Origin of the sequence: Phormidium tenue FACHB-1050 (assembly GCF_014696925.1) — a bacterium.
In the GTDB taxonomy this organism is placed as follows: Bacteria; Cyanobacteriota; Cyanobacteriia; order Pseudanabaenales; family Pseudanabaenaceae; genus Pseudanabaena.
The window spans coordinates 141,017-154,050 of record NZ_JACJQY010000005.1 but is presented as its reverse complement, the minus strand read 5'-3'; the positions used below and the strand labels follow the sequence as shown (position 1 = coordinate 154,050).

General features: G+C 38.5%; 13 protein-coding genes. 11 read left to right on the top strand and 2 right to left on the bottom strand.

The window, feature by feature from the left end; all coding sequences use genetic code 11:
* Positions 1-112 precede the first annotated feature (112 nt).
* From H6G05_RS05245 to H6G05_RS05205, 9 genes are all read left to right on the top strand, one after another.
* A complete protein-coding gene (locus H6G05_RS05245; protein ID WP_190576939.1) occupies positions 113-1,246 on the top strand; it encodes a tetratricopeptide repeat protein in 1,134 nt (377 codons plus the stop codon).
* Positions 1,247-1,564: 318 nt separating this feature from the next.
* Entirely contained in the window at positions 1,565-5,323 is a 3,759-nt protein-coding gene (locus H6G05_RS05240) for a class I SAM-dependent DNA methyltransferase (protein WP_190576937.1), read from the top strand.
* A gap of 67 nt (positions 5,324-5,390) precedes the next feature.
* Positions 5,391-5,717, top strand: coding sequence for a DUF433 domain-containing protein (locus tag H6G05_RS05235; RefSeq protein ID WP_126385840.1), 327 nt, complete (start codon positions 5,391-5,393; stop codon positions 5,715-5,717).
* Between the two features lie 3 nt (positions 5,718-5,720).
* On the top strand, positions 5,721-6,062 hold the full coding sequence (locus H6G05_RS05230; RefSeq protein WP_190576935.1) for a DUF5615 family PIN-like protein: 342 nt from the start codon (positions 5,721-5,723) through the stop codon (positions 6,060-6,062).
* Between the two features lie 151 nt (positions 6,063-6,213).
* Complete coding sequence (locus H6G05_RS05225) at positions 6,214-6,468, top strand: hypothetical protein (RefSeq protein WP_190577040.1); 255 nt, start codon at positions 6,214-6,216, stop codon at positions 6,466-6,468.
* A gap of 46 nt (positions 6,469-6,514) precedes the next feature.
* On the top strand, positions 6,515-6,781 hold the full coding sequence (locus tag H6G05_RS05220) for a CopG family transcriptional regulator (protein WP_190576932.1): 267 nt from the start codon (positions 6,515-6,517) through the stop codon (positions 6,779-6,781).
* Positions 6,768-7,181, top strand: coding sequence for a type II toxin-antitoxin system VapC family toxin (locus H6G05_RS05215; RefSeq protein WP_190576931.1), 414 nt, complete (start codon positions 6,768-6,770; stop codon positions 7,179-7,181). Before H6G05_RS05220 ends, H6G05_RS05215 begins: the two co-directional genes overlap by 14 nt.
* Before the next feature lie 221 nt (positions 7,182-7,402).
* Positions 7,403-7,636 (top strand): DUF433 domain-containing protein, encoded by a 234-nt coding sequence (locus H6G05_RS05210; protein ID WP_190576929.1) that lies wholly within the window; start codon positions 7,403-7,405, stop codon positions 7,634-7,636.
* Positions 7,633-7,971, top strand: coding sequence for a DUF5615 family PIN-like protein (locus tag H6G05_RS05205; protein WP_190576927.1), 339 nt, complete (start codon positions 7,633-7,635; stop codon positions 7,969-7,971). Before H6G05_RS05210 ends, H6G05_RS05205 begins: the two co-directional genes overlap by 4 nt.
* 55 nt (positions 7,972-8,026) lie before the next feature.
* Here the strand turns inward: H6G05_RS05205 and cbiB are convergent, their stop codons facing one another.
* Entirely contained in the window at positions 8,027-9,064 is a 1,038-nt protein-coding gene (gene cbiB / locus H6G05_RS05200; RefSeq protein ID WP_408962460.1) for an adenosylcobinamide-phosphate synthase CbiB, read from the bottom strand.
* A gap of 87 nt (positions 9,065-9,151) precedes the next feature.
* Entirely contained in the window at positions 9,152-11,320 is a 2,169-nt protein-coding gene (locus H6G05_RS05195) for an NACHT domain-containing protein (RefSeq protein WP_190576923.1), read from the bottom strand.
* A 608-nt stretch (positions 11,321-11,928) separates the two neighbouring features.
* Here H6G05_RS05195 and H6G05_RS05190 point away from each other — a divergent pair.
* A complete protein-coding gene (locus H6G05_RS05190) occupies positions 11,929-12,486 on the top strand; it encodes a protoglobin domain-containing protein (protein WP_190576921.1) in 558 nt (185 codons plus the stop codon).
* 31 nt (positions 12,487-12,517) lie between these two features.
* A complete protein-coding gene (locus H6G05_RS05185; protein WP_190576920.1) occupies positions 12,518-12,976 on the top strand; it encodes a hypothetical protein in 459 nt (152 codons plus the stop codon).
* The last annotated feature ends 58 nt before the right edge of the window (positions 12,977-13,034 follow it).

Here is a 13,034-nt window from a genome sequence, read left to right as displayed (position 1 = left end):
ATTGTTGCAAGTTTGATGTGGGTAGGTTAGCTTTAAACAATGTCATAATTTTTCAACTATCTGAGTATTCTGACCATTGTGCTCTCCGTAATTAGCTATCGCCCCTCTTACTATGACTAACAGATCCATCATTCCCCAAGATGCAACCGTAGTTGAAGGCAGTCAATTCGAGCATTATTTAATTTTGCAAGATCCTGAAGGACAGCAACGAATCTTACTAGATAGTAAGAGCTATGTCCTTGGGCGATCGCCAGAAAATGAGATTGTATTGCGATCGCAGTCAGTATCCCGTGAACACGCAACTTTGACAGGAATAGTAGTACCAGATCCACTATTACAAATATTTCGACTAAGTGACGGCACACCTGAAAAAGGAAAAAGTACCAATGGGCTACTGATCAATGGTGAAATGCGTGACTCTTGGATATTGATGCATGGTGATGAAATTGTTTTTAGTAGCAATACTAGTGCTACCTATCGAATTGAGCCTGACCCACCCTATGCTAACGGTAAGATTAGCCTTTTTTTGGAATGCTTATACGAGCTAGCTCAAAAAAATCGCAAGTTTAATAAATATGATGAGGCTGAAAACTATCTTGAGCAAATTTTAATTGTCAATCAACATTTGTATGGAGAATCTCATCCCCATGTTGCTAATAGTTTAATCGATTTAGCAGTTGTTAGTTATTCACAAAACCTATTTGATAAAACTGAGAAACTATTTCTAGAAGCGATCGCTATTCGTAAGCAAGCATTAGGAGATGATCATCCTGATGTCGCCTCGGCAATGTTAGATCTAGCCGCAATTTATAATGCCCAAGCCCTTTACCAGAAAGCAGAATCATTGTTTTTACAAGCATTAGAAATCAAAAGAAAGGTGTTAGGCGTAGATCATCCAGAAGTTGCGGCGAGTTTAGTGGATTTAGCAGCCATGTACTACTCACAAAAGCGTTATCAAGAAGTCAAAGGGCTTTATGAACAAGCGATCAAAATTTACAAGCGATCGCTTAATGCTAAACATCCTAATATTTTATCAGTCCAGAAAAATCTAGCCAGTATCAAGAAGAAATTACGTCCCAAGTGGCTATCTTTAAATGTGCTAATTCCTATATCTTTAATCGTACTTTCTGGGGTTATTGCCTATACATTCTTTGCCTCTGAAAGAGATATTGCCTGTGTTAAAACGCTTCCTGATGGTAGTGCTCAATCAGTATCTAGTGATGAATGTCGCAAAATCAGTAAATAGCTTTGATCGCGATCGCCCCACCAATCAGCCAAATATTACCGATCAAACGAACCACAAGAAAAAAAATTGAAAGCGTTGCGAAGTAACGCTTTCAATTTTTTTTCTTGGTTTGGGTTTGAGTGCAAAGCTCTGTAGGTGCAGCTTTGGCTGTATGAGGTGAAGCGATCGCTGGTTGCTATAGCAGCTAAACCCCAGAATCGAGTGGCGGCACTTCTCGCCGCCACTCGATTCTGGGGTTTTATGTCCTAAGCAAAACTTGCTTTGCTATAAAATAGGCATAATGGGACTAGCCAATAATTTCACTAGCTATAAAGTTTGATGATTTTCAATAAGCTCGAACCTAAGCAAGCATTAAATAAGACTTATTTAAAAGTTAAGCCTGATCCTGAAAGTGTTCAGGAATTTAAGGCTGTTTTGGCGCGGCTGCTAGAGCTTTGTGATGAGAAAAAGGATGAAGAGTTTAATAAAAATCTGCTGAGTGATTTTTTAAAAAAGAGCTTTTATGGCGATCGCTATTTCATTAATACGAAGGAAAATAGTGATTTGGTAATCCACAATGATAAAAATGTGGAAAGTACGGCTGGGGTGATCTTTGAGACAAAGAAGCCAACTAAAACAGCTAGTGTGGAGATGCCAAAGGTGAGCAATCTCAATACTAAGGCGGTGCAGCAGTTGGTTTTATATTTTTTGCGTGAGCGCGTGACGCTTGGAAACTTTCAGGTTAAGCATTTGGTGGTTACGAATATTTATGAATGGTTTGTTTTTGATGCGGAGATTTTTGATCGCCTATTTTATCGAGATAATGATTTAGTTAAGCAATTTAAAGGTTTTGAAGAGAAGCAATTTAGTAGCAATAAGACGGATGTATTTTATAAAGAGATTGCCAAACCTGCGATCGCTAAGGTTATCGATCAAATTAAGTTCACACATTTTGATTTGCGCGATCTTGAGGATTTGGATTTAATCGATCTTTACAAGATTTTTTCGCCTGAGCATTTATTAAAGCTCCGTTCTGCTAATGACAGCAATAGTTTAAATAAGCCTTTTTACAATGAGTTGCTGCATATCATTGGTTTGACGGAAATTAAGGATAAGGGTAAGAAGTTAATCGGACGGAGGGCAGAAGGCGATCGCCATGATGGTTCTTTGATTGAGAATGCGATTCATGAGCTTGATAGTTCGGATAAAATTTCACAGTTAGAGAAGCCTGAAGAGTTTGGTGAAACCCATGAGGAAAGGCTGTTTAATGTTGCCCTAAGATTGTCAATTACTTGGATTAATCGCGTTTTATTTTTAAAACTATTGGAGGCGCAATTACTGAAGTATCACGATAATGATCAGGATTTTGCGTTTTTAAATTTGGCTAAGATTAAGAGTTACAGCGATTTGAATCGACTCTTTTTTAGTGTGTTGGCTCGTGAGCATGGCGATCGCATTGCCAGCGTGAAGGAGACTTTTGCGAATGTGCCTTATTTGAATAGTTCGCTGTTTGAGTTGACGGATATTGAGCAGAAAACTATTTCGATTAGTAATTTGGCTAGTGAAAATCTACCAATTTTCGGGGCGACGGTGTTGATTGATGGCAATGAGAGAAAGCGATCGGGTGAGTTGAATGCGCTGGAATATCTGTTTGAGTTTCTCCATGCCTATAAGTTTAGTAAGGATGAGTTTGAGGACGAGCAGGAAGATAGTGAGAAGCTGATTAATGCTTCGGTGTTGGGGTTGATTTTTGAGAAGATTAATGGCTATAAGGATGGTTCTTTTTATACGCCGAGTTTCATTACGATGTATATGTGTCGGGAGACGATACGGCGGGCGGTGGTGCAGAAGTTTAATGAGGTGAAGAGTTGGAGTTGTGAGAATATTCAGGATCTCTGTGATGATTTAGGTAGTTATATTAAGGAGAGAGATAGAGTAGTTCGCAGAAATGAGGCGAATGGAATTGTGAATAGTCTCAAAATTTGCGATCCTGCGGTGGGTTCGGGGCATTTTTTGGTGTCGGCTTTGAATGAGATGATTGCGATTAAGCAATATTTGGGGATTTTGCAAGATAGAAATGGAGAGTCTTTAAGTAAATATGAGATTGAGGTGGTAAATGATAAGTTAAAGGTGACTTTGGATGGTAAGTTGTTTGCTTATAATCCTAAAAACAAGGAAAGTCAAAGGGTTCAGGAGGCGCTTTTTCATGAGAAGCAGACAATTATTGAGGGTTGTTTGTTTGGGGTGGATATTAATCCTAATTCAGTAAAAATTTGTCAGTTGCGGTTGTGGATTGAGCTTTTAAAAAATGCTTATTATCGTGTTGATGGCAATCTCGAAACTTTGCCGAATATCGACATTAATATCAAGTGTGGGAATTCTTTGATTAGTCGGTTTGGGTTGGATGTGGATGTGAAGCAGGTTTTGCAGAAGCAGAAGTTTAGTATTGAGCAGTATCGGAATGCGGTGCAGACTTATCGCAGTGCGGAAAGTAAGGCGCAAAAACGCGAGATGGAAAATTTGATCGCAAAGATTAAGAAGAGTTTTAAAATAACGCTACAAGGGATTGATCCAAAGAAAACTAAAGTAAGACGTTTAGAGGGTGAGATTGAAAATCTGCAAGATCAAAAATGGATAATTGAACCGACAAAAGAAGAGAGAAAAGTACAAGAAAGAAAAATTGCTAAACTAAATATTGAAATTGCTAAATTGAATGTTGAAATTGAGGATATTGAAAGCGGTAAGATTTACAAAAATACTTTGGAATGGCGGTTTGAGTTTCCTGAAGTTTTGAATGATGCTGGCGATTTTGTTGGGTTTGATGTCGTAATTGGGAATCCGCCTTATATAAGACAAGAAGAAATCAAAGAGCAAAAACCTTTTTTACAAACTAATTATGCAACCTATTCAGGAACTGCTGATTTGTATGTATTTTTTGTTGAAAAAGGATTTGAAATCTTAAAAGATAAAGGTCAATTTTCTTACATCATGCCTAACAAGTGGATGCAAGCAGGTTATGGAAAAGCGTTAAGAAATTACTTTTTAGAAACTCAATTACAAGCAATTATTGATTTTGGTGATTTGCAAGTATTTGAAGAGGCAACTACTTATCCTTGTATTCTCAATGCTTCAAAACAAAGTAGAAATGCTAATTTTATTTCTGCTTCGGTGAAAACACTTAATTATAGTAATGGATTTGTAAAATATCTAGAAAGTATATCTAATAAAATTACAAGTGAGTCTTTAAGTGATGAAACTTGGATGATTTCTTCTGGTGGAGATCAGAATTTACTGTTAAAGATAAAAAGCAAATATATTTCACTCTCTGAGTATGTTGAGGATAAGTCATTTAGAGGTATTTTAACTGGGCTTACAGAAGCATTTGTAATTAACAAGGAGATTTATAGTGAATTAATTAAAAAAGATGAGAAAAGCTTAGAAATAGTTCGCCCATTTATTTTAGGTCGTAATATAAAACCTTACGCAATACCTGAAGCAGAAAAATATTTAATAAAATTTGAAAAGGGATTCACTAATTCACGAAGAAAAAATCAAGAGGCTTTGACATGGCTATTTAGTGAATATCCAGCTATTTGTGATTATTTGAATCCATTCAAGGACAAAGCAGAAAAAAGAACAGATAAAGGTGATTATTGGTGGGAACTAAGAGCTTGTGATTATTATCAAGAATTTGAAAAACCTAAAATAATGTATCAAAAGTTTCAAGTAAAGCCATGTTTTATCTATGATGATCAAGGGCTTTACTGTAATGATTCTATGTGGATTATTTCAAAGGATGACAAGGTTCTTTTAGCTATTCTTAACTCAAACATGGGTTGGTGGCTAATTTCAAAATATTGTACTGCTATTCAAAACGGCTATCAATTAATTTGGAAATACTTTGGACAGATTCCAATTCCAAAAGCAACCCAAAACCAATCAAAATCAATCACCTCAATTGTTGACAAAATTCTCACTGCTAAAAAAGGCGATCGCCATGCTGACACAAGCGAATTAGAAAAGGCGATCGACGCTTTAGTTTATCAACTTTATGGGTTGACAGAAGAAGAGATTAAAATAGTAGAAGGAGAGAGGTGACAAGGAAAAATTAGAAAGTAAAAAGGAAAAAGTAGAATCAATTTATAAATATCCAATTCAAAAAACTATGACACTTAAAGAACTAGAACCTCAACTACTCGCACTCTCACCCACAGAAAAATCTCAAGCAATTCAACTAATCCTTAATAGCCTATTAAATAGTTGGCATGGCATTGAGAAAACCTTAAACGTATGTGGCGGTGATGCTTGTATCCGTAACACCAGAATCCCAGTTTGGCTATTAGTCAGCTACCAACAACAAGGACTTAGCGATGCAAAAATATTAGAAGCATATCCAACCCTAAATGCAGTTGATCTAGCAAATGCTTGGATATATGCCGAAAGCCATCCCCAAGAAATTGCCAATGCTATCCTTGAAAACGAGGCAGATTAACCAATGGTCAAACGCTATGCAGATGAGCAATTTCCATTGCCTGTCGTCAAAATTTTACGGACATTAGAATATGACATCCTGACCGTACAAGATGCAGGAAAAGCAGAACAAAAAATCCCCGATCCTGAAGTCTTGCACTATGCCATTAGCCTCAATCGAGCCGTCATAACCATGAATCGCCGCGATTTTATTCGTTTACACGCACAAACACCTCAACATAAAGGCATAGTGATTTGTAGAAGCAGCACCAACTGGCAAAAAATGGCTCAGGCTATACACAATCATATCTCTCAATTTGAAACTATAGAAAAACAACTCATTAGAATCAAATTACCATCGTTGTAAACATCACGCCTTGCTGATACGAGCGAATTAGAAAAAGCGATCACTTAGTTTACAAACTCTATCAACTCACCCATGACGAAGTAAAAATCATTGACCCAGAATTTGCACTAACAGAACAAGAATACACAGCAATTAAAATAGGATAAAAAATATGGAAAAAGTTATTAATAAAGTCTCACTCAAGCAACAAACCAGCGACTTCCAATACTGGCAACAACAAACACCCCAAAAACGACTAGAAGCACTCGAACAAACCCGCCAAGAATACCACCAATATAAATACAATGCTCAACCAAGATTTCAAAGAGTTTATACAATTATTAATCTTGACAACCTCAAAAAAAATAAATTAGCCTCTGGGCGACTACAAGACCTAGCCGACTTAGAAAAGCTGCAAGACGAGTAAAGCCCTTGATTATAGATAAAAAATCAACCAAATAGAGGAAACCATAATGTCACAAATCAACACCCAAATCGATCCAGTAACCACCGATAAACTCACATATATTCAACAACAAACTAACCAGACCCTCTCTGATATTTTACGCGATGCCATAGACTCCTATTATCAAAAACTCAAACATCAACACAAACAAACATCCTTTGAAATTCTCGAAGAATCAGGATTTATTGGATGCTGCTCCGTTGAAAGTGACTTATCCACAAACTACAAACAAATCCTAGCGATCGAACTTGAGGCTAAATATGATCATCGCTGATACAGGATTTTGGTTAGCCCTAGCCGATCAACAAGACACCCATCACCAAACCGCCAGACAAAAACTAAGAGAAATTGATGAAAGACTAATCACAACATGGTGCGTTGTTACAGAAACCTGCTATCTATTGCTAAAAAGAAAAGGAGTTCTCGCTCAATCTAGATTTATGGAGTCATTAGCAAATGGAGCCTTCGATACATTCAATCTGAAACCCGATCATGCCCAAAAGATTGCCCAACTCATGCAAAAATACGCCAATCTCCCAATGGACTTAGCCGATGCATCGCTAGTCATTCTCGCCGAAGAACTAGGTCACGGTCGCATCTTGTCAGTAGATTATCGAGATTTCAACACCTATCGTTGGAAAAACACCCAACCATTTCAAAACCTTTTACAGTAAGTAAAAATTCTCACTGCTAAAAAAAACGATCGCCATACTGATACTAGCGAATTAGAAAAGGAATGCGATCGCTTAGTTTACAAACTCTATCAACTCACCTATGAAGAAGTAAAAATTATTGACCCAGAATTTGAACTAACAGAACAAGAATACACAGCCATTAAAATAGAGTTAAATCCTTGACATGAGCTAAACAAAATCAAACAACAAGCAAAAATACTATGAAAAACACCAACTCATTATTTACTCGAATCACCCAAACTGCTGGACAATGCGGCGGTCGTCCCTGCATTAGAGGAATGCGAATCCGCGTCACAGATATATTAGAAATGCTTGCCGAAAACGTTAGCATCACTGAAATATTAGAAGACTTCCCTGACTTAGAACTTGCCGACATTCAAGCCTGTCTAATCTTTGCCGCACGCCGTACAGATTTTCCGAGACTAACCGCATGAATATCTGGATTGATGCCCAACTTCCACCCACCCTCGCCAACTGGATATCCAGCAATTTTGATATAACAGCAACATCGTTAAAAGAAATCTCGCTACGAGATGCCAAAGATATAGAAATATTTGAAGCCGCCAAATTTGCGAATGCAATCATTATGACAAAAGATAGTGACTTTATAGACCTAGTATGTCGTCTAGGTACACCACCTCAAATCCTATGGATCACCTGTGGCAATGTCACCAATCGCAACTTACGGCAACTTCTCACCGCAACTCTATCAGCAGCATTAGAACAAATTAAACAAGGAGAAGCGATCGTTGAGATAAGTAATAAATAGCTAAAAATGCGATCGCCATGCTGATACAAGCGAATTAGAAAAGGCGATTAATAATTTAGTTTCCCAAAAAAATGGCTAGACCTATTGTGAAGCTGAGCCACAGCAAAAAACAGATACGGGTTAGTTTGAGAGCCTGTGAAATCTTAGGTGCAGCGATCGCCTCAATTGCATCTCCCAAGAAAGGCTTTTGTTTGATAAGTCCCTGATAGCGATTTTCACCGCCTAGCTGCACTTGCAAGATGGCTGCATAGACACATTCGCTCCATCCTGAATTGGGGCTAGGGTCTTGCTTAGCATCACGTTGGCAGATCTGCCAAACATAAATCGGCTTGCCTGATAGTAAAGCTAAAGTAAGCACCGTAAGCCGACAGGGTAGCCAAGTAAGCACATCATCGGTTTTGGCGCTGAACCAACCGAGATCGGAATAGGGTGCTTCCCGATAGCCCACCATTGAGTCGAGGGTGCTAGATGCTTTGTAGGCGATCGCGAGGGCTACACCACCATAATCAAACAATACCGAACCAATCAAAGCATAAAACAATGGCGAAGTAACAGCATCGATCGCATTTTCGGTCACAGTTTCTAGCACCGCCCGTAAAATTTCTAATTCTGTCAAATCGGCTGTGTCTCGCCCCACATAACGACTCAACTCTTGGCGAGCATTTTCAATATTTCCCGTTTGTAAGACTGCTAATACCGACTCGGCAGCATCACGAAGACTACGCCCCGCAAAACAAGCGGCGAGCATGATGCTAGAAACTGCGATCGCTAAAAGAGGGTGGACTTTTGATGCGGCTATGGCAATCGACCAACCAACAACTCCACCTCCTAAAATCATGCTAATTCCTAAAATTACGCCTAAAATCTTCATGGTTATGGGCGCAAAGCGAGGAATGCGGGTGTTCGTGACAGGATCTTGGATCAGCACCAAATTAGTAAACCGCGATATTAACCATCCCATCACCTGTACTGGATGCAACCAATCAAAAGGGTCACCAATTAAGCGATCAAGACTAGCTGCCAAGACTAAAATCAGCAAGTTTACATTTATTCCATTTAGGTGTAAATCTAGGAATGGGTTCAAAGCGATCATCATTAGTTCGAGAATAGAAGTTGCTCAGTTCACAGTCCAATTATTGTTGAGATAGATTTTGCTCACCTCAATAATAATGAGTTCTATTTAATTTTTGATTCTTAGCATCCGTGATTCAATCTCTTGCCAAGTTTTGCGGGAAATAGCGATCGCCTCATTTTTACATTGCACCATTAACAAATTTGCATAGAGATAGTTCTCTAAATTTGTGATTTCTTGATATGAAAGCTGATTGGAATCCAATGGAAGATATAGAGTTTGCAACCAAGTGCGGCTAATCTGATTACGAAACTGTAATCGCACATCAAAGGGTTGCTCATAACTAGGAGCTTGCGTATGCAACTCATTCAATTTTTCACTTAAAGCTCTAAAGTTAATTTGGCTTGGGTCATAGTCAACCTTAAGCAAAGACTGTTCTAAGTGAGAACAAAGTTGCATTGCCAAATCAAGTTCTGTGGAACTATCAAAATCTAGAGCTTGAGCAAGACTCAGAGAGAGTTCTGCTTCAAAAATCTTGTCAAAATTCAGCGGTGAATCAAACATCTCATAAAGGTTGCGAGCCAAGAATAGCATTCTTGTCAAACTTAGGGCAGGTGCGAGTTCCGTCAGAAAACGAGGGCGAGCAAGAAACAAAGTCGCAATTCGTTTGGATATGTTCTTTAAGTCACCTGATGAGTTAACAGCTACTTTCTCTAACCAAATTAGCAGATTAGTGAGTTTTGATGAATTAATGTATTGAGCAGCCTGAAATTCTATATCAGTTAACAGTTCCTCCGCATTACCGCGCATCATTCCTGCAAGGAAAAGGAAAACATTTTGCCAATGGCGATCGTGAAGATAATTAGCAACTAAATTTTTAGTTTGATTATGTCTATGTATATAAAGAGCAACAAAATATTCTTGAAAATTAATATGGGTAAAGCTAAAACTAGCTCCACTTTCAGACTTAATAATTTTACAAATTCCAATTTTCTTCAAAATCTTGAATACAAAATCAGTGGATAGTTCTTGAAGCCCTTGAAAATAGTTGGCTAGCATATCCTCTAAATAAGTCGCCACTACCTCTAAAGGCAATGTTAGCTTTCGGACTTCAAAACCTCTAAAGGCAATTTCGGCGAGTATTAGCTCCAAAATATCAGTACTAAGGCTGTTAAAAGCTTCAATATTATCTAGCTGTTGATTCAGAACCTGTTCTTCAATTAGTAACTGAATACTTTTTTGATAAAGTCCACTAACATTTCTGGGCAAGCTATAGTGGCGATCGCACAATAGGCAGAGCAGAGATAAACTCAACGGTGATTTCGCTAATTCCCTAGCGATCGTATTGACCTGTAAAATCTCCCAACAACGTTGAGCTATTATCGACGCATTGTCACTAAATACATCTTGAGAGGAATCATTTTTAAAAGTCTGATTGAGCGTACACCACTTATGAATATATTCCTGTACATGTAAATCCCCCCAAGACTGAAGTTCAACTTCTAGAAATTGACCAAAACTATTTTCATAGGAATCCAAACGACTAGAAACAATATAACGATTACGTGGATAAGCCGTTACAAAATCTTTGATCATGCGGGAAAGTTGATTATGAGATAAAGCAGCCTCATTTAGTCCATCAATTAGAATTAGTAACTTTCCCTGTTCTAACATCCATAACGCCAGCTCCTGTGATATGGGAAACCCACACTTCTCAAGCTCTTCTGCGATCGCCTGTAACAAATTATCTGTAGTTCGATAGAACTTGTGGATATGTAAAAATACAGGCAGAACATCATGCTTGTAACGACTCTTAGGATAGCGTAAAGCTTCAGATCCAATATATTTTAGATAAGTTGTTTTACCTGAAGCGGGAAGCCCCAAAACCATCAGATATTCTTCTTCATTGGCAATATTCAAACCCAGCAAATTGTGACCTTTACAGGAGGCACTTCTTTGAAGATCGCGAGTAAAGGCTTCCTCTAGATCATCTACCGACTCAAAACTACGAATTGAAGTATGGGCTTGAAATTTTTGGGCAATATAAATTGAAGCTAAAGAAGTAGATCTTTGAGTGCCAATTACCTGAATAGCAGTATAAGATTCTACATAATTTTTGATATAACGAAGCACAGCCTTAGAAATCGCATGATTAAGATATACTTGATCGACTTCATCCCTGCTCTCATTTTTGTTGTCAATAAATTCTGACAATAACACTTCAAATCTATTGACAACTTCACGAATGCTTTGCTCTTGTTTTGTATCTACTGCCATTCTAAAATGCGCTCAAATAACGCCCAAACAATATTAAATAATTTTGCCTAAACGTGCTATATGCAAGGTGCTTTTTACCCTTGAGGCAAACTTGGGCAAAGGATTATCCTATGATAGTCTTATCAACACAATTGTATAGTAAACAGAGACTACTTTCCCACCCAAGAACGTAGATACTATAAAGCCAAGAACTAATGACGTGGGGCAAGGTTTCACACCATCAATTCTTACAGCAATCACCAATCAAATAACCCCAAAGATTCTTTAAGAGTGTTGCTAAGCAACACTCTTAAAGAATCTTTGGGGTTGGGTTTGAGAGCAAAGTACTGTGACTGAGAAGGAAGTGTCTATTAAACACCATTGCATTATTACCTTATGTTGCATTTAGTTTGTAAATACACATATTAGAGAGATAATTAATTTCGGGGTTGGAAAATGATAAACCTTAATTTGGGGGAAGTCGATGAGCAGATTAAGCAGGATGATTTATCCTCATGATACTGCGATCCTAAAAAGGGTTTCGCACTTGTTTTGATTAACAATAATTAAGGTTTAGAAAGTATTTCTCCCAAAAAATTCTTATAACTATCTTAAAGAGTGAAGCATCTATGGTACTCGATCCTCAGGCTTTCATGGCAACTATGGAGAAACGTATATCTTTCTCCGATTCTGACAAAGCTCTACTCAAAGAAAATGCTGCATGGGGAAAGTCGATCGCCCTGCAAATGGCAGAAGTCTTTTATGCCTATCTTGCTCGCGATCCCGAAATGTATGAAATCCTTAACGCTAAGGAAGGTAGAATGCACCGCTTAAATGAGACCTTCATTGAGTGGTTTGGGGAAATGTTTACAGGTATGGATAATTGGGGAAGTGCCTATGCAGCCCGTCGTTGGCGGATTGGATTAGTGCATGTGCAGATCGGGATTGGTCCACAGCATGTTGTTCCTGCGATGGCAACTGTGGTCAATGAAGTTGGAAAACACCTGAAGTCAGCAGGGCTTACTGAGGATTTGCGAGAATCATTAGGTAGAATCTGCATGATCGATCTTGCTTTCATTGAACAAGCTTATGTTGAAGTTTCTTCACAGGCTGTTCTCAGGGAAACTGGCTGGACTGAGGGGTTGTTTAAGCGTATGATCTCTACGGGGGCAGCAGGCATGAAATAGGAGTGCCATTAAAAAAAATATTGAGGTTATTATGCGTACTGAACTTGGTGAATTTAGTAGTATTGTTTGTTTTAAAGCGGTAGTGACTGGGACTGAAGAAGCCCTAGGAGAAAAAGCCGCAGCGATCGCGCTGATCTCCGCAGGTCGCAATCGAGGCAAGCAACTTGCCGAACAGCTTGGAGTTAAAGGGAAAAACATTTCTCATGACGAACTTGTTCCCCTTCTTCAAAAAGCTTTGGGTAAAGATGGGACTAGGCTTTGCATTGTAGACAATATTGAGGAAACCAATGCATCAATCAAAGTCTTCTGTCGAGAAACAATTTGCTCTGCTGGTGAACCCGAAGGTTCCCCTCGTAAACTGACTTTTACACTGGGAGCAATTCAAGGTGTGCTGGAGCAGCTTGAGGGAAAACGTCTGCGTGGTAAGCAAACAGAATCTGTTTTGCGTGGCGGTTCCCATGATGTGATCGAGTATGAGGTTATCGGTTAGCTGCATACTCTTTTCACTAAATCTACAAAACTAAGTCTACAAAACTAAATCTACAAAT